Below are 21,582 nucleotides of genomic sequence, written 5' to 3' on the forward strand. Positions count from 1 at the left end.
ACCCGCGAAGGCTCGGGCCGCGTGAAGGGCGTCACATGCGCGTCAGAGCCCGGTTCACGCTGCGGATGATGGTCGAGGCGGCTTCCTCCGGCGAGATCTGGCCATAGGCCATTTCTTCAATGGCGTCGTTCAGAGCCTCGCGCACCGCCGGATGCTCGTTCAGCGGCGAGACGGCGGGGCCGCTGGCCTCGGAGACGATCTTCGCGGCCTCCAGCAATTCCGGCGAGAGCTTCCCCGCCTCGGTGAGGGTCTTCAGCGCCACGGCGGAGGCCGGGAGGCCGCGGGTGTCGCCGAGGATGGTCACGGCCTCGGGATCGTTGAGCAGGCAATTGACGATTTCGGCGGCGGCTTTGGGCTCGCGCGAATTCTTCGAGATCGAGAAGACCATCGAAGGCTTGCGATAAACGCCGTCGGAGGTCGCGCCTTCGACGCGGAAGGGCGGAGTCGGGATCAGCTTCCCTTCGACGAGGGGATCGGCGTATTTGCCGTAGGTCGAATCCCATTCATAGGATCCGCCGACCTTGCCGTCTCGCCAGGCGGCTTCGTCGAAGAGCTCGATGTTGCCCACCGCGACCGCCGTCCGCCAGGGACGGATGACGCCTTTTTCCGACAGGCTCTGATAAAACTTCAGCGCTTCGGCCAGTTCTTCTTCGGTCCAGGCGACTTTTCCGGTCTCCGGGTCGATCAGATCCTTGCCGGTCTGCTGAGCCGCCGCCAGAGAGACGATGAAGATCGCGTTCAGCTTCACCGCGTCGAAGGGATAAGCGCCTTCGGGATTCAGCTTTTTGGCGGCCTCCTCCAGATCGGCCCAGCTTTTCGGCAGAGGCAGGCCCGCTTTTTCAAAAACCGCGTCGTTGAAATAGAAGACGCGCCCCGTGACCGAGACCGGCAGGCCGTTGAGCTTGCCGTTCATGGTTCCGCCCGCAAGCTGATCCTCGGTCCATTGGCTGAGGTCGATGACGTCGGCGTAATCGCGCAGATCGGCGAAGGCGCTCCCATCCGCCGAGAATTGATGCAGCCAAGGCCAGTTGATCTGCATGACGTCGGCTTCGGTGCGGCCCGCGAGCTGGGTGGTGACGCGCTCGCCATGGCCCTGCCAGCCGGTGAACTCCGGCTTGACCACATGGCCGAGCTTCGCGCCGCAGAGCTTCAACGCCTCCTGCGTGGCGAGGTGGCGCCCGTCGCCGCCCCACCAGGACATGCGCAGCTCCGCCGCCGAGGCGGCTCCGATAAAGCCGAGGCTGAGCGCCAAAGCGCTGACGATGGTTTTCATGATTTTCCTCCCGAAGGCGCCTTTCATCCGGCGCCGTGATTTCCGCGACGGACTCAGGCGAGGCTGACGTTCGCGCCGCTGGCCCGGTCGAAGATATGGACGCGGTTCTCATCCGCGCGCAGACGGATCGTCCCGCCCTGAGCGGCCTCGCGGAACAGCTCGACAGGCAGCACCACGGTGAATTTCGCGCCGCCGATGGTCACATGGGCGTCCACCTCATGGCCGAGGAAATCCACCTTGCCGACCTGCGCCGCCAGCGCTTCCGGATCATTGGGCTCGGCAAGGCGGAAATGCTGCGGACGCAGCCCCAGCGTGACCGCTTTGGGCGCATCGGCCGCGATGCGGGCGTTTTGCTCCGGCCCGAGCCGCAAAACCTGATCCCCGAAGCGCAGAGCATGGCCTTCGGGGCCGCGCTCAAGCTCCGCCTCGACGAGATTCATCTCCGGCATGCCGATGAATCCCGCCACGAAGAGATTCTCCGGGCGCTCGTAGAGCGTGGCGGGATCGGCCACCTGCATGATGCGGCCCTCCTTCATCACGCAAATGCGGTCGCCCATGGTCATGGCCTCGACCTGATCATGGGTCACATAAACCACCGTCGAGGAGCGCCCCTGCGCCTTGAGCCGCCGATGCAGCTCGGTGATGCGCACCCGCATGGAGGCGCGCAGCTTGGCGTCGAGGTTGGACAAAGGCTCGTCGAAGAGGAAGACCTCAGGCTTTTTGATCAGCGCCCGCCCCAGAGCCACGCGCTGCGCCTGTCCGCCCGAAAGCTGCTTGGGCAGGCGGTCGAGCAGAGGCCCGATCTCCAGCACCTCGGCGACTTCGGCGACGCGGCGCTCGATCTCGGCCTTTTTCTCTCCGGCGAGCCGCAGCCCGAAGGAGAGGTTCTTGCGCACCTTCATATGCGGATAGAGCGCGTAATTCTGAAAGACCATGGCGATGCCGCGATCTCCGGGCGCGAGGTTGTTCACCACCTTGCCGCCGATGGAGATATGGCCGCCGGAAATAGTCTCCAGCCCGGCGATCATGCGCAAGGTGGTGGATTTGGCGCAGCCCGAAGGCCCCACCAGCACCATGAATTCGCCGTCGGCCACCTCAAGATCGACGCCATGCACCGCCTTGAAGCCGCCGCCATAGATCTTCTCCAGATTCCGAATGGATAATTGCGCCATGGGATCAGCCTTTCACGCCGCCGGCGGAGATGCCTTCGATGAAATATTTCTGCGCCATGAAGAACACGACCAGAGACGGAGCCAGAGCCAGCACCGACATCGCGAGGATGCGGTTCCAGTCGAAGGCCTCGGAGGTGTCGATGGAGAGCTTGAGCGCCAGAGACACCGGGAATTTCTCCACCGAGGAGAGGTAGATCAGCGGCCCGAGGAAGTCGTTCATGGTCCACATGAACTGAAACAGAGCCACCGAGATCAGCGCGGGCGTCAGCATGGGCGCCACGATGAAGATCAGCACCTGCCAGGATTTCGCGCCGTCGACGCGGGCGGCCTCCTCCATGTCGGGCGGAATGGAGCGCAGGAACTGCACCAGCATGAAGACGAAGAAGGCGTCTCCCGCGAAGGCCGAAGGCACCCAGAGCGGCAGATAGCTGTCGAGCCAGCCCATTTCGCTGAAGAGCAGATATTGCGGAATCCGCGTCACGACGTTGGGCAGAAGCAGCGTCGCGATGAGCGAGGCGAAGAGGATCCGCTTGCCGGGGAACTGGAAGCGCGCGAAGCCGTAGGCCACCGCCGCGCAGGAGATCACCGTGAAGATCACCTTGGGCGCGATGATCAGGAAGGTGTTCCAGAAGAACCGCCCGAAGGTGTAGGGCGTGGAGGTCTCCCAGCCCTTGACATAGCCCGAGAGCGTCGGATCCTTCGGGATGAAGCCCGGAGAGGCGAAGATCTCGGCGTTGTTCTTAAAGGAGGCGCCGATCAGCCAGATCAGCGGATAGAGCATCAGAACTCCCACCGCCGTCAGCACGGCGTAGCGGAGGATCATGGAGATCCGCCCGCGCCTTTCCTGAAGCGCGAGATGGCGGGCCGCTTCGGCGTCGGCGTCGAAGGCGGCGGAATCGTCGAGCATGGTCTGGCTCATCGGTCAGCTCCTCTTATCGCCGGCGTAATAGACCCACTTCTTCGAAGACCAGAAGGCGACCACCGTCAGAACCATGATGATCGCGAAGAGCGCCCAGGCGATGGCCGAGGCGTAGCCCATGTCGAATTTCTTGAAGGCCGTCTCGTAGATGTAGAGCGGCAGAAGATAGGTCGCGCGCAAAGGCCCGCCGTTGGTGATGACGTAAGGCCCGTTGAACTCCTGAAAGGCCTGAACCATCTGCATCACGAGATTGAAGAAGATCACCGGCGTCAGCAGCGGCAGGGTGATCGAGAGGAAGACCCGCCATTTCGACGCGCCGTCGATGGCGGCGGCCTCGTAAAGCGATTTGTCGATGGATTGCAGCGCGGCCAGAAAAATCACCATGGCCGAGCCGAATTGCCAGACGCGCAGCAAGGTGATGGTGAACATGGCCGTGGCCGGATCGCCGAACCAGTTGATCGCCTCGATCCCGAAGACGCCCAGAGCCATGTTCACAAGCCCGGTGTCGGCGAAGATATAGCGCCAGAGCACCGCCACCGCGATGGAGCCGCCTAAAATCGAGGGCACGTAATAGGCCGTGCGGAAAAAGCCGATGGCCCGGAGCTTATAATTCAGGATCACCGCGATGAAGAGCGCGAAGGCCAGCTTCAGCGGCACCGTCAGCGCCACATAGGCCAGTGTCACGTTCAGCGAACGCATGAAGGTGCGGTCGGCGGTGAAGAGATCGACGTAATTCTCAAGCCCCACGAACTCCGCGCCGCGCATCAGGCGGTAATCGGTGAAGGAGAGCCAGAAAGAGGCCACGAAAGGCACGCCCGTGAAGATCAAAAGCCCGATCACATAGGGCAGCACATACCAAAAGCCGAGGAATCTGCTCTCGCCGCTCATCTCCGCCCTTCCTTCTGTGGAAGAGGGGGCTGTGGAAAGGCGGGTGCGGCGGCGCCTGAGCGGAGGCGCGCGCGACGAAGGCGGTCCGGCGCGGCGCCGGACCTTGCGTCCCTGAATCTCATGAACTTCCTCCCGAGCGGCCTTCACAAGGGGCCGCCGTTTTATGTTAGGATTCGGCGCTCCGGGCCTCCCGGAGCGAACCCATCCTTCGACCAAGCTTAACTTATATTACAACTCGGCGAACATCGACGAATCCGGGAAAAAAGATGGAGAAAACCGTAGGCGGCGCCCTCTCCGGAATCCCACCCCACGGGCTTGCGCTGACTCTCACGCGCTCAACCATCAAAATGGATCATGCGCCCAGCTGGTGGATCGAGAAAAGCAACAGCGTCCATGACCTCGTCATCGCGCTGGAGGGCGCCGGAGATTATCGGATCGGCGAGGACGAGGCCCTTCGGCTCTCCGCGGGGGAGGCCATGCTCATTCCCGCCGAAACGCGGTTTTTCGGGCGTCACGCCGAAGGCGCGGCCTATCGCGGTGTGGCGCAGCATTTCACCTTGGATCTCTTCGGGCGCGATCTCGTCGCGCGCATGAAGCTCAGACCCAAACTGCGCTTTCGGGATTGGGAGTTGCTCCGCCCCATGGTCCGCCGCTATCATGAGATCGCCCCGCCCTCCTCGACGATCCTCGCGCAGCATCATCTTTTCATGGTGCTGCTGCTGGCCTTTCTGGAGGAGGCCTTCCTTGGCTGGCGCGCGGAGGAAGCGCCGGTCGGAGACGAGAACCGCGTCGCGGCGGCGGTAGCCATCGCCGCGAGTCAGATCGCCGCCGATCCTCTGAACGCGGAGATCGCGCAGAAGGCGGTCGAGGCGGCGCTTTATCATCCGGATTACTTCCGCCGCGAATTCCGCCGCAGGACCGGCTTCACGCCGCAGAAATTTCAGGAGTTCAAGCGCATGGAGAAAGCCATGGCGCTTTTAGAGGCCGGACGCGGCGTCGGGGAGGCGGGCGCCGCCGTCGGCTACGCCGATCCCTATTATTTCTCGCGCATGTTCCGGCGTTACGTCGGGGTCAGCCCGCTCGGCTTCAAGGAAAGCTTGCGGCGCGCGCGCGAGGGCCGTTTTCCGCGCGGAGAAGAAGACGGACAGCCCGTCTTCCCCCTGCCCCGCCCGACCCGCTGAGGCTCAGCGCGCCAGCCAGCCGCCGTCCACCGGCAAGACCACGCCATGGACGTAATCCGCCGCCGGAGAAGCCAGAAAGACCGCCGCGCCGCCGATGTCTCCGGGATTTCCCCAACGCCCCGCCGGAATGCGACCGAGGATCTCGGAGGAGCGCTTTTCGTCCTGCCGCAAAGCCTCGGTGTTGTTGGTGACGAAATAGCCCGGCGCTATGGCGTTGACGTTCACGCCCTTGGCCGCCCATTCGCAGGCGAGCAGCCGCGTCAGCCCCGCGAGGCCGCTTTTCGAGGCCGTATAGGAGGGGATGCGGATCCCGCCCTGAAACGACAGCAGCGAGGCGATGTTGACGATCTTGCCGCGCCCGCGCGGGATCATCCGCCGCGCCGCCGCCTGAGTCAGAAAGAACAGCGACTTCAGATTGAGGTCGATCACCGCGTCCCAATCGGCTTCGGTGAAGTCGAGGGAATCGGCCCGGCGGATGATCCCCGCGTTGTTCACGAGGATCTCGATTCCGCCCGAAACCTCTTCGGCCTCGGCGATCACCGGCTCCAGCGCCTCCATCTGCGCGAGATCGGCGCGGATGGCGTGGAAAGGCCGCCCGGTCGGCGCGATCAGCGACTCGGTTTCCTCCATCCCGGAGCGCCCGACGGCGATCACCCCCGCCCCGGCCTGAGCCAGAGCGACGGCGATCCCCTGTCCGATGCCGGTGTTGGCGCCGGTCACCACGGCCCAACGGCCGCTCAGATCGAAAGGAGACGACATGAATCAGGCTCCCTGAAGATCGTCGAAGAGCAATTCGTCCGGCAGGTTCTGATAGCAGACCGGGCGCAGGAAACGCCGGATCGACATCGTGCCCACCGAGGTCGCGCCGAAATTGGTCGAGGCCGGATAGGGACCGCCATGCACCATGGAATCCGCCACCTCGACGCCGGTCGGGAAGCCGTTGACCAGCACGCGGCCCGCCTTGCGCTCCAGAATGGGCAGCAGACGCCGCGCCAGAGGCGCGTCTTTCGAATCCATATGGAGCGTCGCGGTGAGCTGGCCCTCGAAAGCTTTGGCGATCTCCGGCATGGCCTCGGCCGAGGGCGCCCGCACCACCAGACCCAAAGGCCCGAAGACCTCTTCGGCGAGGGCGTGATCCGCCATGAAGGCCTCCGAAGAAATCTCATAAAGATTCGGATTGGCGAGGCGGCCTTCGCTCTGAGTGCTCAGCACCGGACGCACGGCGTTGCGCGAGTCGAAGCGCGCTTGACCGTCGCGGTAAGCCTTGGCGATGCCGTCGGTCAGCATGGTCTGAGCCGGAACCTTCTCCAGAGCCGCTTTCGCCGCGCCGACGAAGGCGTCGGCCGCAGGGCCTTCCGCGAGGATCACCACGCCGGGATTGGTGCAGAACTGCCCCGCGCCCTGAGCCAGCGAGCCCGCCCAGCCCTCGCCGAGAGCCGCCGCACGGGCCTCCAGAGCGCCGGGAAGCATGAAGACCGGATTCACCGAACCCAATTCCCCAAAGAAGGGGATCGGCTCGGGGCGCGCGGCGCACAGATCGAAAAGCGCCCGCCCTCCGGCCAGCGACCCGGTGAAGCCCACCGCCTTGATCAGCGGATGAGTCACGACCGCCTCGCCGACCTTGCGGTCTCCGCCTTGGATCAGGCTGAAGACTCCCGCCGGAACGCCCGTGCGCTTGATCGCCGCCTCGATGGCCTGAGCCACGACCTCGCCGGTGCCCGGATGGGCCGAATGGCCCTTGACCACCACAGGGCATCCCGCCGCCAGAGCCGCCGCCGTGTCGCCGCCCGCCACCGAGAAGGCCAGCGGGAAATTCGAGGCCCCGAAGACCGCCACCGGGCCGATGGGCCGCTGAACCAATCGCAGATCCGGGCGCGGCAGAGGCTGACGGTTCGGCAAAGCCTCGTCATGGCGCAAATCGAGGTGCTTGCCCTGCCGGATATGCTCGGCGAAGAGCCGGAGCTGGCCCGTGGTGCGTCCGCGCTCGCCGTTGAGCCGCGCCTCCGGGAGGCCGGTCTCCTGAGTTCCGATCAGGGTGATCGCCGCGGCGCGGGCTTCGATCTCCTCGGCGATGGCCTCGAGGAAATCGGCGCGGGCGGCGCGGCTGAGGGCGGAATAGGCCGGGAAGGCCTCTTCGGCGGCGCGGGCGGCGCGATCCGCCAGCGCCGGAGTCCCTAAGGCGAAGTCATGCGAAGGGCCATGGGCGGGAGAGGACGAAAACTTCTCGCCCCCGCCGACCCATTCGCCCGCGATGAAATGTTCGCCGCGCAGGGCGAGAGGGGAAGCGGAAGCGGTCATGTCAGTCCTCTTGAAAAATCGGGTTGTCGATGAAGACGCCGCCCTGATAGCGGGCGACGGCCTCGTCAGGCGCGGGCCTCGGGCCTGCGGCCTCGATTTCAGCGCGCCAGGCTTCGGCGTTGTCCTTCGGACGCCAGCCAAGATAAGCCGAAGCGGCGTTGTCCCACCAGCCCGCGTCATTGGCCGAGGCGCCCCAAATCACCGGGCATTCCAGACGCGGCGCCCGGAAGACGCAAGCCGCGAGCCCGGCGAAATCGTCATAAGAGAGCCAGCTCGACAGCATCCGATGGTTGCTCGGCTGGGGCGTGCAGGAGCCGATCCGCACCAGCGCCGATTCCTGCCCGAATTTCTCATAATACATCCGCGCCAGAGCCTCGCCGAAGGCTTTGGAGACTCCATAAAGCCCATCGGGGCGCGGAGGCTCGTCGCCCTTCAGCCGCTGGCTCTGGGGGTAATAGCCGATCACGTGATTGGAGCTGGCGAAGAGGATCCGCGGGCGGCCATGAGCCCGCGCCGCCTCGTAAAGATTATAAAGGCCGAGCAAATTGGCCTGCATGATCTTGGAGAATTTATCCTCGACGGAGATTCCGCCGAGATGGATGATTCCGTCGCAGCCCTCCACCAGATCCATGACCGCCGCCGCATCGGCCAGATCGCAGATCCGCGCCTCTTCGTTGAGGCCGGGCGCGCCGGGATCCGCGATGTCGGAGAGGCGGAGGATCTCCGCGAGGCCCGCAAGACGCGGCCGCAGCGCGCGTCCCATGGCGCCTGCGGCGCCGGTCAGCAGAAGTCGTTTCATAGCTTCCTCTTTTGCGGCGTCATCATATGGACCCTCCGGAATCCGTCAACTCGTATTATATCACCTGCGGAGGCGTCGCTTGACCGCCCGGGCCTCCCCGGCCTATCTCCAAGCTTCGGGCGGCGGTCGGAGGATGGCGCATGGCGGGACGGGCGAAGGCGGCGGGCAAAGGAAGTCTGGTGTCGCAGGTGAGCGAGGCTTTGCGCAAGCGCATCCTCGCCGGAGAATACGCGCCCGGCGCGCGGCTGCCCTCCGAGGCGCAGCTCACCGAGGCTTACGGCGTCAGCCGCACCGTGATCCGCGAGGCCATGGCCGCGCTGAAGGCCGACGGGCTGGTCGAGCCCCGGCAAGGCGCGGGCATCTTCGTGCTGGAGGCGCCGCCGCCCTCGATCTTCTCGCCTCAGGCTCTGGACCCGGCGCGCATCTCCTCGACCATAGAGATTCTGGAGCTGCGCACCGGCGTCGAGGCGGAGGCCGCAGGTTTGGCGGCGCTGCGCCGCTCCCCCGCCCAAGAGGAGACGATCCTCGAACGCCATGACGCCCTGCGCGCTTGTCTGAAGGCGGGCGAACCCACCGCCGAGGCTGATTTCGCCCTGCATCTCGCCATAGCCGAGGCGGCGAATAATCCGCGTTTCCGCGAATTCCTCGAAGCCCTCGGCGCGGCGGTGATCCCGCGCGCCGCGCTCAAGGCCGAGGAGACCGAGGAGGCCGCCGCCGCCTATATCGCCCGCCTCGACGAGGAGCATGGACGCATCGTCGCCGCGATCTCCAACGGCGACGAAGAGGGCGCCCGAACCGCCATGCGCGCCCATCTGCGCGGAGGTCAGGCGCGCTATCGGGCTTTGCTGCGCGCCGGACGTCTGGCTCACGCCCCGGACCAGACCGGAAAGCCGTAAAGCTCCTGCGGATTCTCGACCAGCGCCCGGCGACGGGCCGCCGCGTCGGGGAGCCAATCGAGCGCCGTCGCCGCGAGCAAGGCGTCGTCGGGGAGCGGCTCGCCTTTGGCGCGCGCGAGGTTATGCGGCCAATTCGTGCCCCAGAGGATCCGCTCCGGCGCATGGGCGCCGATCACGCGCGACACAGCGGCGACGTCGGCGAAATCCGGGCCGCCGAGGCGGCTGGATTCGTAGCATCCGGCGAATTTGAACCACATCCGCCCCCGGTCGATCAGGCGCAGGACCGCCGCGACCTCCGGGCCGTCGGGCGCGGCGCCGGAGAAGAATTTCCCGTGATGGTCGAAGACCCAGCGCGAACGCAGAGCCTCCAGCCGGGGCAGATGCGCCACGATCTGGCTTCCGTCGAATTGCACGGCGATCATCCAGCCGAGTTCGGCGGCTTTGGCGTCCACGGCCTCCAGATGATCCAGACCAACCGCGCCGCCGGGCAGATCCATGATCCGCGCCCCGACCGCCCCCGCCTGAGCGAGGCGCTCAAGCTCGGCGTCGGATTCCGTCCCGTCGATCACCGCCACCCCGCGCGAGATCGCGCCGAATTCGGCGAGGCAGGCGAGGAGGCAGGCATTGTCCTTCTGATAGGCGTTGGCCTGAGTGACCACCACCCGCGCAATCCCAAGCTCGCGCATCGCGGCGCGGTAGAGCTCCGGCGTGGGGAGATCTCCGGCGGGCAGCCCCGGACCTCCCGGCAGCGGCGGAAAGCCGGGGAGATAGGCGTGCATCTGCGTGTCGATGGTTCCTGAAGGCGGATTCCAAGGCGCGGTCATGCTTCCTCCTTCGGTTTGAATTCGCGCAAGGCCGCGCGGTCGATTTCAATCCCGAGGCCGGGACCGTCGGGGATGGCCACCACGCCGCGCTCATGTTCGATGGGCCGCGTAACCACAGCCTGACGAAAGGGATTATGCGTGCGGTCGAATTCGAGGATGGGCTCGATGGGCTCGCGCCGCACCGGAGAGGGGACCATCGCCGCCATGAATTGCAGCGCCGCCGCGATCTGCACCGCCGTGCCCCAGACATGCGGCACCACCCGCAGCCCATGCAGCGCCGCCAGATCCGCCACGCGCCGCGCTTCGGTGAAGCCGCCCACGCCGCAGATGTCCGGCTGCACGACGTCCACGGCGCGGGTCTCGATGGGCTCGCGGAAGCCCCAACGCCCATGCCAGGTCTCGCCCGCCGCCACGGGGATGGGCTGCTTCGCCTTCACCTCGCGATAGGCCGCCAGATGCTCCGGCGTCACGGGCTCCTCGAACCAGTCGATCCCGCATTCCGCCGCCGCCTGACCCAGACGGATCGCCTCCAGAGCGTCATAGCCGTGGTTCGCGTCGATCATCAGCCGCATCTCCGGCCCGACCGCCTCGCGCACCGCCCGGATCACCCGCAGATCCTCCGCCACGCCGAAGCCGATCTTGAGCTTGGCGGCGTGGAATCCGGCGGCGGCGTGGCCCGCCATCTCCTCGGCGTTGTCTTCGATGCGGTCCACGCCGTCGCGGCGGAAGGCGCCGGTGGCGTAGGCCTTCACGCTTGCGCGGAAGCGCCCGCCGAGCAGCGTCGAGATCGGGACGCCGAAGCGCTTGCCCTTGATGTCCCAGAGCGCCACGTCGACGCCGGAGAGCGCGGTGAGCGTCAGGCCGCGCTGGCCTTGGTCGCGCAGCGCGTTATAGAGGACCGCCCAGATCTTTTCGGTCTCCAGCGGATCCATCCCGACGAGCCATCCGGCGTAAGTCTGAACCACCGCCGCATTGGCCCGGGCCGGGCCGAGGCATTCGCCCCAGCCCGTGGTCCCGTCGTCGCAAACCACCTCCACCAGCAGATGCAGGCGGCGGTCGAAACGCATGGAGGCGCTTTCGAAAGCGGTCTCCAGCCGATGCTCCAGCAGATGGGTGCGGATCGCGGCGATCTTCATCGGCTCACTCCGCCGCGGCGGCGGTCTGGCGACGCCAGGGCGCGATGAGCTTCGCGAGGATCTCCTCCTCGGCGGGGGTCAGATCGTCGAGCGGCGCGCGCACCCGGCCCGCCTCGAAGCCCTGAAGCCGCACGCCCGCCTTGACCGCCGCCACCGCATAGCCCTTGCGGCGGGCGCGCAGCTCCATGAAGGGATAGAAGAAATCCCGCAGAATGCGGGCGCATTCGTCATGTTTTCCGGCGCGCAGGGCTTTGTAGAAGCTCACGGCCAATTCCGGCACGAAGTTGAACACCGCCGAGGAATAGGTCGTGAAGCCAGCGCCTAAATAGGCTTCGGCGAAGAGTTCGGCGGTGGGCATGCCGCCCAGATAGGTCAGACGGTCGCCGAGCAGCGCCGTGACCTGACGCACCTGTCCGATGTCGCCCACGCCGTCCTTGAAGCCGACGAGATTGGGGCAGACCTCGCAGAGCCGCGCGAGAGTCTCGGCCTTCAGCACCGCGTTGTCGCGGTTATAGACCATCACGCCGATCCCGACCGAGTCGCAGACGCGCTTCACATGGGCGTAGAGCCCTTCCTGCGGAGCGTCGATCAGGTAATGCGGCAGCAGCAAGATGCCCTCGGCCCCGGCCTTTTCGGCGGAGCGGGCGATCTCCACGGCCATTTCGGTTCCGTAGCCGCAGCCCGAGACGATGGCCGTGCGGCCGTTCGCGGCCTCTTTGGCCGCCTTGACGATGTTCGGAATTTCGCTCGGCGCGAGGGAGAAGAATTCGCCCGTGCCGCCCGCCGCGAAGAGCACCGGCGCCTCATAGCCGCAGAGCCAATCGATATGGCGCTGATAGCTGTCCGGGCGGAAGGCGCCTTCGGCGTCGAAATGAGTCACGGGGAAGGACAAAAGCCCGGCGCCGAGCGCGGTCTTGATCTCCTGAGGGGTCATCCTGAGCGTCTCCTGAACTGCGTTTTGCGGATCATTCCCGGGAATCGGATTGGGAGTCAAGAGTTATATGATGAATTTTCGAGAATCTGGCCGAACTTGCGCGAAAATCGAAAAATCGGGGTTATTCCAATAAAATTGAGCATCTGCAGCATGAAATTTTCGCCCCAAAAGCGCTTTTCCGGCTTCACGAGCGCCGAATCCTCCGCTATCAGGAGGCGGACACATCATATGTATCAGCGCAGAATTCTGAGAAGACGCGCCGCCATGAAAAAGGGAGCCCGCCCATGCTGACCGTCGAGACCCGTCAGGCCGTCCATCCCGAACACGCCCGCGGCATGGACACCGCCGAGCTTCGCCGTCATTTCCTCGCCTCGGAGATGTTCCGTCCGGGCGAGATCCGCCTGATCTACACCCATTACGACCGCTTCACGATGGGCGGCGCCGTCCCGGCGGGGGCGCCGCTGGTCCTCGACGTGGTGGCCGAGACCAAGACCCCGAATTTCCTCGACCGCCGCGAGCTCGGCGTGGTGAACGTCGGCGGGACCGGAACCGTCTCGGCGGGCGGCGAAAGCTGGACGCTCGCCTGCGGCGACGTGCTGTATCTCGGCATGGGCTCGGGCCCCGTGACCTTCGCGGGCGAGGGGCGGTTTTATCTGGTCTCGGCGCCGGCGCATCGCAGATTCCCTTCGCGGCTGGTGCGGCTCTCCGACAGCAAAGAGGTGAAGCTCGGCGCGACGGAGACCTCTAATAAGCGGACGATCAATCAATTCATCCATCCGCTGGTCATGGAGAGCTGTCAGCTCGTGCTGGGCTACACCACGCTGGAGGATGGCTCCGTCTGGAACACCATGCCCGCCCATGTCCATGACCGCCGCATGGAGGCCTATCTCTATTTCGGCATGACGCCCGAAGCCCGGGTTCTGCATCTCATGGGCGAGCCGCAGGAGACGCGCCACCTCTTCATCGCCAATGAGGAAGGCGCCTTGTCTCCGCCCTGGTCGGTGCATGCGGGGGCGGGAATCGGCGGCTACACCTTCATCTGGGCCATGGCGGGCGACAACGTGGACTACACCGACATGGAGTTCATTCAGCCCAAGGATCTGCGATGAACCCTCTCCCGACGCAGGGAAAACAGGGCGGCCCGCCGAGGGTCGCCTGTCTCGGCGAATGCATGATCGAGCTGCGGACGCGGGCGGACGGGCTGATCATCCGCGGCTTCGGCGGCGACACGCTGAATACGGCGGTTTATCTCGCGCGGCTCGGCGTCCCGACGGATTACGTCACGGCGCTGGGTCAGGACGGCTTCAGCGCCGAAATGCTGGAGGCTTGGCGGGCGGAAGGCGTCGGGACGGAGTTCGTCCCGCGCCTCGCCGGACGCTCGCCCGGCCTTTATATGATCGAGACCGATCCTCAGGGCGAGCGCCGCTTCCATTATTGGCGCGATCAGGCGCCGGTCCGCGATCTGCTGAATCTGCCGCAATGGCCGGATCTGGCGGCGCGGATCATCGCCGCCGTGGACGTGCTTTATCTCTCGGGGATCACGCTGTCGCTTTATCGCGGCGGCGCTCTGCCCCGTCTGCTGGATTTTCTGCGGGCGTTCTCGGCTCAGGGCGGCGCGGTGGTCTTCGACACGAATTTTCGTCCGCGCGGCTGGCCTGATCCCGCCGAGGCGGGGCGCGTCTTCGCCGAAGGGATTGCGCTTTCGGCGCTGACTCTGGCGGGCGCGGAGGATCTCGCGCCCATCTGGGGCGAGGCCGAGCCGGAGGCTCTGGCGGCGCGTCTGGAGAAGCTGACGCCGGAGGCCGTGCTGAAATTCGCCCGTCCGGGCTGCCTCACGCTGGCGGAAGGGCGCCGGACGGAAATCCCCGCGCTGAAGGTCGGGAAGGTCGTCGACACCACGGCGGCGGGCGACAGCTTCGCGGCGGGCTATCTGGCGGCGCGGCTGCAGGGCGAGCCGCCCGAGGCGGCGGCGCGGGCGGGCCATCTTCTGGCGGCGGAGGTGGTGCGCCATCCCGGCGCGATCATCCCCCGCGCGGCCATGCCGTGAGAGAGGTTCCCATCCGCCCGCTCCCGCTTTAGGCTGAGGCGCCATGCGGGAGATCGAACTCATCTGTCAGGACGGCGTGCGGCTCGGGGGGCGTCTTCGGCCCGCCGAAGGCCCTTTGCGCGCCGCCGTGATCGTCAATTGCGCGACGGGCGTCCTCGCGCGCTATTACCATCGCTACGCCGACTTCCTCGCGGCGCGGGGCTTTGAAGTCCTGACCTATGATTATCGCGGCGTAGGCGCCTCGCGGCCAGAGAGCTTCAAGACGAGCCTCAGAGGCTGCGGCTGGCGCTGGCGCGATTGGGGCGAGCAGGATTTCGAGGCCGCCCTCCGCTTTATGAAGGCCCGGCGCCCCGAGGCGCCCCTGATGGTCGTCGGGCATAGCATCGGCGGCTTCCTGCCCGGCATGGCCGAAAGCGCGCCGCTCGTCGACCGGATGCTGACCGTCGGCGCGCAATACGCATGGCTGATGGATTACGCCCCGCGCCAGAGGCTCGGCTTCTGGCTGAGATGGCATGTCTTCATGCCCGCGGTCACGGCGGCTTACGGTTATTTCCCCGGCAAGCGGCTCGGCTGGCTGGAGGATCTGCCCGCCGGAGTCGCCCATGAATGGAGCTTCCGCGGCCCCCGCTTCGAGACGAGCCATCCCCACGCCGAACGGGCGGAGGCCGTCGCGCGGATGGGACGGGTCCGGGCGCCGATCCTCGCGGTTTCGGTCTCCGACGATCCCTTCGCCACGCCCCCCGCCCTGCGCCGCGCCTTGCGCTATTACGCGGGCGCGGAGCGTCAGGCGGTCATGCTGGAGCCCCTCGCCGATCTCGGGCGGGAGTCGGTCGGGCATTTCGACCTCTTCCACGACCGCCACGCCTCGGGCTTCTGGACGCAATCCCTCCGCTGGCTGGAGGAAGGCGAAAACCCATGGCCGCATCGGCGGCTTGCGCTCTAGAGTTTTTTCCGACCAGGTTGGGTCGTTCAAACGCTCCAACCTTTTGTTTGGTCGCGTTTTCACGACGCGAAGCCGAAGCGGCTTCGCTGGAAAACGCTCTAGACGATGGTCAGCCCCGGCTCTCCCGCCTCGACCGCGCCGATCACGGCGGCCTCCTCGAAGCCATGGCTGCGGAAGATCGCCAGAACCTCCGCGACGGCCTCCGACGCGCAGGAGACGAGCAATCCGCCGCTGGTCTGGGGATCCGAGAGCAGAGCCTGATCCACGGCGCTCATCGCCCGGTCGAAGCGGATATGCGCGCCGTAGCTCGCCCAATTGCGCCCCGAGGCTCCCGTGACGAAGCCCGCCTCCGCCAAATCCCGCGCGCCCTCCAACAGCGGGACCGCCGCCCAGTCGATCCTCAGGCGCAGGCCCGAGCCGCGCGCCATCTCCCAGCCATGGCCGCCGAGGCCGAAGCCCGTCACGTCGGTCATGGCGTGGAGCCCCGGCAGCCGCGCCAGATCGGGGCCGGGCGTGTTGAGCCGCGTCGTGGCGGCGATCATGCGGGCGTAGGCGGCGGCGTCGAGCTTCTCCTTCTTCAGCGCCGCCGAGAAGACGCCCACCCCCAGAGGCTTGCCGAGAATCAGGACGTCTCCCGCCTGAGCCTCGGCGTTGCGCTTGAGATGGGTCGGATCCACCAGACCGATCGCGACCAGCCCGTAAATCGGCTCGATGGAATCGATGCTGTGGCCTCCGGCGATGGGGATTCCCGCCGCGCGGCAGGCCGCCGCTCCGCCGTCGAGGATCGCGCCGATGGTTTCCGTCGAGAGCTTATTGATCGGCATGCCCACCAGAGCCAGCGCGAAGATCGGCGTCCCGCCCATGGCGTAGACGTCGCTCAGGGCGTTGGTGGCGGCGATGCGGCCGAAATCCTGCGGATCGTCCACGATGGGCATGAAGAAATCGGTGGTGGCCACGATGGCCTGACGCTCATTCAGCCGATAGACCGCCGCGTCGTCGGAGGTCTCGATTCCCACCAGCAGCTCCGGCGGGACCGGCAAAGGCGAAGCGCCCTTGAGAATCCCCTCCAAAACGCCCGGCGCGATCTTGCAGCCGCAGCCGCCGCCATGGGCCAGAGAGGTCAGCCGGGGTTCGGAGACGGGGGAAGCTTCGAGGTCGCTCATGGGGAAAGGTCTCCCTGCGCAGGGCGGCGCGGACCCTCCGCAGCCGCTTCAAACCTCCTCTTGCCAGCGCCCGAAGCCCGACGCAAGTGCGCCCGGACCCATCTCGTTTGCGGACGGCTTTCCCATCCGGGCGATGTCCTTGACTTATGAGACGATAAGAAGCGACTATGAGAGAGACTTTCACCCATCTGCGAGACAGGCCGCAAGCCTGTCCGCGCGACAGGCAAATTAGGGAGGTCCCGTTGAACATCGACCTTTCCCGCCGCAGCTTCCTCAAGCTGTTCGGCGCGGGGGCGGCGGCGACATCGCTCGGGGCCATGGGCTTCGGCGCCGCCGAGGCGGCCGTGGCTGCGCATGTGCGTCAATTCAAGCTCGCCGCCACCACCGAAACCCGCAACATCTGCACCTATTGTTCTGTGGCCTGCGGAATCATCATGTATTCCAAGGGCGACCTGAACGCGGGCGAAAAAGCCGAGCTGATCCACATCGAAGGCGACGCGGATCACCCCACCAATCGCGGCACGCTCTGCCCCAAGGGCGCGGCGCTGAAGGATTACGTCAAGGCGGAGACCCGCCTGACCAAGCCGCGCTATCGCGCGCCGGGCGCGGACCAGTTCCAGGAGATCACCTGGGACGAGGCGCTCGATAAGATCGCCCGCGCGCTCAAGGACGACCGCGACGCCAATCTCATCGAGAAGAACGCCGCCGGGACCACGGTGAACCGCTGGACCTCCACCGGCTTCCTCGCGGCTTCGGCGACCACCAACGAAACCGCATGGCTGACCTATAAGACGGTCCGCTCCATGGGAATCGTCGGATTCGACAATCAGGCCCGCGTCTGACACGGCCCCACGGTGGCCAGTTTGGCCCCGACTTTCGGCCGCGGAGCGATGACGAACTCTTGGACCGACATTAAGAACACCGATCTCGTGGTCGTCATGGGCGGCAACGCCGCCGAAGCCCATCCTTGCGGCTTCAAATGGGTCACCGAGGCGAAGCAGCGTCGCGGCGCCAAGCTGATCGTCGTGGACCCGAGGTTCACGCGCACGGCCAGCGTCTCCGATTATTACGCGCCGATCCGCCCCGGCTCGGACATCGCCTTCCTCATGGGGGTGATCCGCTGGTGCATCGCGAACGACAAGGTGCAGTGGGACTATGTCCGCAACTACACCAACATGGCCTATCTGGTCCGCGAGGAGTTCGGCTGGTCGGACGGCATGTTCACCGGCTATAACGAAGAAACCCGCAGCTACGATCAGAGCAGCTGGGAATATCAGATCGGAGAAGACGGCTACGTCCTCACCGACGAGACGCTTGAGAATCCGCGCTGCGTCTGGAATCTGCTCAAGGCCCATGTGGACGTCTACACGCCGGAATTCGTGGAGCGGATCTGCGGCACGCCGAAAGACCGTTTCCTGAAGGTCTGCGAGATGATCGGCGAATGCGCTTCGCCGACCAAGACCATGACCTCCATGTACGCGCTCGGCTGGACGCAGCACTCCAAGGGCTCGCAGAACATCCGCGGCATGGCGATGCTCCAGCTTCTGCTGGGCAACATCGGCGTGGCCGGAGGCGGAATGAACGCCTTGCGCGGGCATTCCAACATTCAGGGCCTCACCGACGTCGGGCTGATGTCGAATCTCATTCCGGGCTATCTCGCGATCCCCACGGAGCGCGAGCCGGATTTCGAGACCTATATGTCGACGCGGGCCAATAAGCCTCTGCGGCCCAACCAGATGAGCTATTGGCAGAACTACCGCAAGTTCATGGTCAGCTTCCTCAAGGCGATGTGGGGGCCCGCCGCCACCGCCGAAAACGGATGGGGCTATGAATGGCTGCCCAAGCTCGACATCGCCCAATATGACGGGCTGCGCATGTTCGACATGATGTCGAAAGGCGAAGTGAACGTCTATTTCTGCCAAGGCTTCAACCCGCTCCTCTCCTTCCCCAACCGGGGCAAGCTCACGGAGGCCTTCGGAAAGCTGAAGCTTCTGGTGGTGATGGATCCTCTGGCGACCGAAACCGCCGCCTTCTGGGAGAACCACGGGATCTATAACGACGTCGATCCGTCGAAGATCCAGACCGAGGTGCTGGAGCTGCCCACCACCTGCTTCGCCGAGGACGAAGGCGCCACGGTGAACTCAGGGCGCTGGCTGCAATGGCATTGGGCGGGCGCGACGCCTCCGGGCGAGTCTCAGACGGACGTCTGGATCATGTCCAACATCTTCCTGCGGCTGCGCGAGCTTTACCGCAAGGAAGGGGGCAAGGCTCCTGAGCCGATCCTCAATCTGACTTGGGACTACGCCGATCCCGAAGACCCCACCGCCGCCGAACTCGCCAAGGAGCTCAACGGCCGCGCTCTGACCGACGTGCCGGACCCCAATGATCCGACGAAGCTTCTGCTTCAGGCGGGCAAGCAGGTCTCCAGCTTCGGCCAATTGCGCGACGACGGGACCACCATGGGCGCCTGCTGGATCTATGCGGGCTGCTTCACGGAGGCGGGCAACATGATGGCCCGGCGCGACAACGAAGATCCGAGCGGCATGGGCGTTTATCAGAACTGGTCCTTCGCCTGGCCGGCCAATCGGCGCGTCCTCTATAACCGCGCCTCCTGCGATCTCGACGGGAACCCCTGGGATCCCGAGCGCAAGCTCATCGCCTGGGACGGCGCGAAATGGGCGGGGCCGGACATCCCGGACATCGCCGTGACCGCCAAGCCGCGCGAGGTCGGGCCCTTCATCATGAACCCCGAAGGCGTCAGCCGCTTCTTCTCGCGGCGGCTCATGCGGGACGGGCCTTTCCCGACCCATATGGAGCCCTTCGAGAGCCCGGTGGCCAATCCGCTGAACCCGGAGATGCGGGGCAATCCCGTGGCCCGGATGTTCCCCGGCGACGTCGCCCAGCTCGGCGACCGCTCGGAGTTCCCGCTCGTGGCGACCTCCTATCGCCTGACCGAGCATTTCCACTATTGGACCAAGCACAACAAGGTCAACGCCGTGTTGCAGCCGGAGTTCTTCGTGGAGATCAGCGAGGAATTGGCGGCGGAGCGCGGCATCGCAAAGGGCGGACGCGTGCGCGTCTGGTCCAAGCGGGGCGAGGTCTGGGCCAAGGCCGTGGTGACGAAGCGGATTCGTCCGCTGATCTGCGACGGCCAGACGGTCCATGTGGTCGGCATCCCGATCCACTGGGGCTTCAAGGGCGCGGCGCGCAAGGGCTTCGGCCCGAACACGCTCGGGCCCTTCGTCGGAGACGCCAATATCGAGACGCCTGAATTCAAGGCTTATCTCGTGAACATCGAACCTGCGGAAGGGAGCGCCACGTCATGACGACCGAAAGAGCGCCTCAACCCACCACGGCGGCGGCGAATCCTCCGATTCAGCCGATGGCCTCGAACCTCTTGCCCAGCGACGTGGTGCGCGCCTCGGCGATGCGGGATCTCCCCGCGCCGGAGCGCCAGCTCACCAAGGTGGCCAAGCTCATCGACGTGTCGCGCTGCATCGGCTGCAAGGCTTGTCAATCGGCCTGCATCGAGTGGAACGACACCCATCCGGACGTCGAGGAGAACGTGGGGGTTTACGAAAACCCCCATGACCTCACGCCCGAGATGTTCACCCTCATGCGCTTCACGGAATATGCGAATCCCGAGACTCACGAACTCGAATGGCTGATCCGCAAGGACGGCTGCATGCATTGCGAGGATCCGGGCTGCCTCACGGCTTGTCCGGCGCCCGGCGCCATCGTGCAATATTCGAACGGCATCGTGGATTTCATCTCCGACAACTGCATCGGCTGCGGCTATTGCGTGGCGGGCTGCCCCTTCGACATCCCGCGCATCCATAAGACGGCGCATGTCTCCAAGAAATGCACCCTCTGTTCGGATCGCGTGGCGGTGGGCCAAGGACCGGCCTGCGCCAAGGCCTGCCCGACGCAGGCCATCGTCTTCGGAACCAAGGACGAGATGATCGCCCACGCCGAAATGCGCATCGAGGATCTCAAAGAGCGCGGTTATGAGAAGGCCGGGCTTTACGATCCTCAGGGCGTGGGCGGAACCCATGTGATGTATGTGCTGCATCACGCGGACAAGCCCTCGCTCTACGCCGACCTGCCCGACGACCCGAAGATCTCGGCGGTGGTCAAGGGCTGGAAGGGCGCGGCCAAGGACGTGGGGCTCGCGGCCATGGGAATCGCCGCGGTGGGCGCCATGGCCCATGGCGCGCTCGCCCGGGCCAACGAGGTTTCGGCGCATGACGACGCCGAGGCTCAGGAGATGGTCGCCCACGCCGCCGAGCGTCTGGCCGTCGAGCCGCAGGAGGCCGCAAGGCCGCAGGAGGGCGCGCCATGACCGAAGAGCGCCAATATTCCGCCCCCGGCGACGAGATCGAGACCCGCAAGCCGGTGACCGTCTCGCGTTATCGGGGGATCACGCGGCTGAATCACTGGGTCACGGCCTTCACCATGATCGGGCTCATCCTCTCGGGGATGGCCCTCTTCCACCCGAGCCTCTATTTCCTGACCGGCCTTTTCGGCGGCGGCCCGACCACGCGCTGGCTGCATCCGCTGATGGGGATTCTGCTCTTCTTCAGCTTCCTGCTGCTCTTCCTTCAGATGTGGCGTCTGAACCTGCCCAAGCGGGAGGACGCCGAATGGCTGGCCAACATCAAAGAGGTGGTCAAAGGCGAGGAGGAGAATCTCCCCGAACTCGGGAAATACAACGCCGGACAGAAATTCGTCTTCTGGGGCATGTCCGGGCTGATCCTCGTGATGATCGTGACCGGCGTGATGATCTGGGAGCAATATTTCCCCGGACTCGTCAGCATTCCGGTGCGGCGCGTCGCGGTGGCGGTTCACGCCTTGTCGGCGGTGGCGGCGGTGCTGATCTTCATCGTCCATGTCTACGCCGCCATCTGGACGCGGGGCACCATCCGCGCCATGACCCGCGGCACCGTCACGGGCGGCTGGGCCTATCGGCATCACCGCAAATGGCTGCGCGAACTGGCTGGACGACGCAAGACCGATCCGGCAGAGTGACGGCCTGAGCCCTTCGCCCCTGCGCCGCAGTCGGCGGAGGGCTCGCGCCCGAACCCATGCGAGAGGCCCCGAGGGCCCCGG

General features: G+C 65.8%; 19 protein-coding genes. 8 read left to right on the top strand and 11 right to left on the bottom strand.

Annotated features, from left to right (window positions below; translation table 11 throughout):
- Positions 1-31: 31 nt before the first annotated feature.
- Genes B161_RS0114930 through B161_RS0114945 form a run of 4 tightly spaced genes read right to left on the bottom strand, consistent with a single transcriptional unit; the run spans position 32 to position 4,252 of the window.
- Positions 32-1,273, bottom strand: a complete 1,242-nt coding sequence (locus tag B161_RS0114930; protein ID WP_026310469.1) for an ABC transporter substrate-binding protein — start codon at positions 1,271-1,273, stop codon at positions 32-34.
- A 53-nt stretch (positions 1,274-1,326) separates the two neighbouring features.
- Positions 1,327-2,445: an ABC transporter ATP-binding protein gene (locus B161_RS0114935; protein WP_018634251.1), complete on the bottom strand. Its 1,119-nt coding sequence runs from the start codon at positions 2,443-2,445 to the stop codon at positions 1,327-1,329.
- A 4-nt stretch (positions 2,446-2,449) separates the two neighbouring features.
- The gene (locus B161_RS0114940; RefSeq protein ID WP_018634252.1) at positions 2,450-3,364 is read right to left on the bottom strand and encodes a carbohydrate ABC transporter permease; all 915 of its coding nucleotides are present in this window, start codon (positions 3,362-3,364) and stop codon (positions 2,450-2,452) included.
- A 3-nt stretch (positions 3,365-3,367) separates the two neighbouring features.
- On the bottom strand, positions 3,368-4,252 hold the full coding sequence (locus B161_RS0114945; RefSeq protein ID WP_018634253.1) for a carbohydrate ABC transporter permease: 885 nt from the start codon (positions 4,250-4,252) through the stop codon (positions 3,368-3,370).
- Between the two features lie 266 nt (positions 4,253-4,518).
- On the opposite strand from B161_RS0114945, the gene B161_RS18275 reads away from it, so the two are divergent.
- Positions 4,519-5,433, top strand: coding sequence for a helix-turn-helix transcriptional regulator (locus B161_RS18275; protein ID WP_040790219.1), 915 nt, complete (start codon positions 4,519-4,521; stop codon positions 5,431-5,433).
- 3 nt (positions 5,434-5,436) lie between these two features.
- Here B161_RS18275 and kduD read toward each other — a convergent pair whose 3' ends face one another.
- The 3 genes from kduD to B161_RS0114965 are packed head-to-tail and all read right to left on the bottom strand — an operon-like array spanning position 5,437 to position 8,530.
- Positions 5,437-6,192, bottom strand: a complete 756-nt coding sequence (gene kduD / locus B161_RS0114955; RefSeq protein ID WP_018634255.1) for a 2-dehydro-3-deoxy-D-gluconate 5-dehydrogenase KduD — start codon at positions 6,190-6,192, stop codon at positions 5,437-5,439.
- A 3-nt stretch (positions 6,193-6,195) separates the two neighbouring features.
- Complete coding sequence (locus tag B161_RS0114960) at positions 6,196-7,731, bottom strand: aldehyde dehydrogenase (NADP(+)) (protein WP_018634256.1); 1,536 nt, start codon at positions 7,729-7,731, stop codon at positions 6,196-6,198.
- A 1-nt stretch (position 7,732) separates the two neighbouring features.
- Positions 7,733-8,530, bottom strand: a complete 798-nt coding sequence (locus tag B161_RS0114965) for an NAD-dependent epimerase/dehydratase family protein (protein WP_018634257.1) — start codon at positions 8,528-8,530, stop codon at positions 7,733-7,735.
- A 140-nt stretch (positions 8,531-8,670) separates the two neighbouring features.
- Between B161_RS0114965 and B161_RS18280 the strand changes: the two genes are divergently transcribed.
- Positions 8,671-9,426, top strand: coding sequence for a FadR/GntR family transcriptional regulator (locus B161_RS18280; protein ID WP_018634258.1), 756 nt, complete (start codon positions 8,671-8,673; stop codon positions 9,424-9,426).
- Here B161_RS18280 and B161_RS0114975 read toward each other — a convergent pair.
- The 3 genes from B161_RS0114975 to kdgD are packed head-to-tail and all read right to left on the bottom strand — an operon-like array spanning position 9,396 to position 12,320.
- Complete coding sequence (locus B161_RS0114975; RefSeq protein ID WP_018634259.1) at positions 9,396-10,250, bottom strand: amidohydrolase family protein; 855 nt, start codon at positions 10,248-10,250, stop codon at positions 9,396-9,398. The genes B161_RS18280 and B161_RS0114975 overlap by 31 nt on opposite strands.
- A complete protein-coding gene (locus tag B161_RS0114980; protein ID WP_018634260.1) occupies positions 10,247-11,386 on the bottom strand; it encodes a mandelate racemase/muconate lactonizing enzyme family protein in 1,140 nt (379 codons plus the stop codon). Before B161_RS0114980 ends, B161_RS0114975 begins: the two co-directional genes overlap by 4 nt.
- A 4-nt stretch (positions 11,387-11,390) precedes the next feature.
- On the bottom strand, positions 11,391-12,320 hold the full coding sequence (kdgD, locus tag B161_RS0114985) for a 5-dehydro-4-deoxyglucarate dehydratase (RefSeq protein WP_018634261.1): 930 nt from the start codon (positions 12,318-12,320) through the stop codon (positions 11,391-11,393).
- 284 nt (positions 12,321-12,604) lie between these two features.
- Here kdgD and kduI point away from each other — a divergent pair, with 284 nt between their 5' ends.
- The 3 genes from kduI to B161_RS0115000 are packed head-to-tail and all read left to right on the top strand — an operon-like array spanning position 12,605 to position 15,310.
- On the top strand, positions 12,605-13,429 hold the full coding sequence (gene kduI / locus B161_RS0114990) for a 5-dehydro-4-deoxy-D-glucuronate isomerase (RefSeq protein ID WP_018634262.1): 825 nt from the start codon (positions 12,605-12,607) through the stop codon (positions 13,427-13,429).
- The gene (locus B161_RS0114995) at positions 13,426-14,367 is read left to right on the top strand and encodes a sugar kinase (RefSeq protein WP_018634263.1); all 942 of its coding nucleotides are present in this window, start codon (positions 13,426-13,428) and stop codon (positions 14,365-14,367) included. Before kduI ends, B161_RS0114995 begins: the two co-directional genes overlap by 4 nt.
- A gap of 43 nt (positions 14,368-14,410) precedes the next feature.
- Complete coding sequence (locus B161_RS0115000; protein WP_018634264.1) at positions 14,411-15,310, top strand: alpha/beta hydrolase family protein; 900 nt, start codon at positions 14,411-14,413, stop codon at positions 15,308-15,310.
- A 98-nt stretch (positions 15,311-15,408) separates the two neighbouring features.
- Here B161_RS0115000 and selD read toward each other — a convergent pair whose 3' ends face one another.
- Positions 15,409-16,473, bottom strand: a complete 1,065-nt coding sequence (gene selD, locus B161_RS0115005) for a selenide, water dikinase SelD (protein ID WP_018634265.1) — start codon at positions 16,471-16,473, stop codon at positions 15,409-15,411.
- Between the two features lie 242 nt (positions 16,474-16,715).
- Here selD and fdnG point away from each other — a divergent pair, with 242 nt between their 5' ends.
- From fdnG to B161_RS0115025, 3 genes are read left to right on the top strand one after another with little or no spacing between them, the layout of a single operon-like run.
- Positions 16,716-19,799, top strand: a complete 3,084-nt coding sequence (gene fdnG / locus B161_RS0115015; protein ID WP_276202287.1) for a formate dehydrogenase-N subunit alpha — start codon at positions 16,716-16,718, stop codon at positions 19,797-19,799.
- Positions 19,796-20,815: a formate dehydrogenase subunit beta gene (gene fdxH, locus B161_RS0115020; protein WP_018634268.1), complete on the top strand. Its 1,020-nt coding sequence runs from the start codon at positions 19,796-19,798 to the stop codon at positions 20,813-20,815. Before fdnG ends, fdxH begins: the two co-directional genes overlap by 4 nt.
- Positions 20,812-21,501 (top strand): formate dehydrogenase subunit gamma, encoded by a 690-nt coding sequence (locus B161_RS0115025; RefSeq protein ID WP_018634269.1) that lies wholly within the window; start codon positions 20,812-20,814, stop codon positions 21,499-21,501. Before fdxH ends, B161_RS0115025 begins: the two co-directional genes overlap by 4 nt.
- Positions 21,502-21,582: the final 81 nt, after the last annotated feature.

This window comes from Neomegalonema perideroedes DSM 15528 (genome assembly GCF_000374145.1).
Classification (GTDB): domain Bacteria; phylum Pseudomonadota; class Alphaproteobacteria; order Rhodobacterales; family Rhodobacteraceae; genus Neomegalonema; species Neomegalonema perideroedes.

Bases quoted from the DNA above. Each gene is read 5' to 3' on its own strand.
- B161_RS0114965 (WP_018634257.1), bottom strand. From the start codon at position 8,530: ATGAAACGACTTCTGCTGACCGGCGCCGCAGGCGCCATGGGACGCGCG.
- B161_RS0114945 (WP_018634253.1), bottom strand. From the start codon at position 4,252: ATGAGCGGCGAGAGCAGATTCCTCGGCTTTTGGTATGTGCTGCCCTAT.
- kdgD (WP_018634261.1), bottom strand. From the start codon at position 12,320: ATGACCCCTCAGGAGATCAAGACCGCGCTCGGCGCCGGGCTTTTGTCC.
- B161_RS0114995 (WP_018634263.1), top strand. From the start codon at position 13,426: ATGAACCCTCTCCCGACGCAGGGAAAACAGGGCGGCCCGCCGAGGGTC.
- B161_RS18275 (WP_040790219.1), top strand. From the start codon at position 4,519: ATGGAGAAAACCGTAGGCGGCGCCCTCTCCGGAATCCCACCCCACGGG.
- fdxH (WP_018634268.1), top strand. From the start codon at position 19,796: ATGACGACCGAAAGAGCGCCTCAACCCACCACGGCGGCGGCGAATCCT.
- B161_RS0114940 (WP_018634252.1), bottom strand. From the start codon at position 3,364: ATGAGCCAGACCATGCTCGACGATTCCGCCGCCTTCGACGCCGACGCC.
- B161_RS0114960 (WP_018634256.1), bottom strand. From the start codon at position 7,731: ATGACCGCTTCCGCTTCCCCTCTCGCCCTGCGCGGCGAACATTTCATC.
- selD (WP_018634265.1), bottom strand. From the start codon at position 16,473: ATGAGCGACCTCGAAGCTTCCCCCGTCTCCGAACCCCGGCTGACCTCT.
- kduI (WP_018634262.1), top strand. From the start codon at position 12,605: ATGCTGACCGTCGAGACCCGTCAGGCCGTCCATCCCGAACACGCCCGC.
- B161_RS18280 (WP_018634258.1), top strand. From the start codon at position 8,671: ATGGCGGGACGGGCGAAGGCGGCGGGCAAAGGAAGTCTGGTGTCGCAG.
- kduD (WP_018634255.1), bottom strand. From the start codon at position 6,192: ATGTCGTCTCCTTTCGATCTGAGCGGCCGTTGGGCCGTGGTGACCGGC.
- B161_RS0114975 (WP_018634259.1), bottom strand. From the start codon at position 10,250: ATGACCGCGCCTTGGAATCCGCCTTCAGGAACCATCGACACGCAGATG.
- B161_RS0114930 (WP_026310469.1), bottom strand. From the start codon at position 1,273: ATGAAAACCATCGTCAGCGCTTTGGCGCTCAGCCTCGGCTTTATCGGA.
- B161_RS0115025 (WP_018634269.1), top strand. From the start codon at position 20,812: ATGACCGAAGAGCGCCAATATTCCGCCCCCGGCGACGAGATCGAGACC.
- B161_RS0114935 (WP_018634251.1), bottom strand. From the start codon at position 2,445: ATGGCGCAATTATCCATTCGGAATCTGGAGAAGATCTATGGCGGCGGC.
- B161_RS0115000 (WP_018634264.1), top strand. From the start codon at position 14,411: ATGCGGGAGATCGAACTCATCTGTCAGGACGGCGTGCGGCTCGGGGGG.
- B161_RS0114980 (WP_018634260.1), bottom strand. From the start codon at position 11,386: ATGAAGATCGCCGCGATCCGCACCCATCTGCTGGAGCATCGGCTGGAG.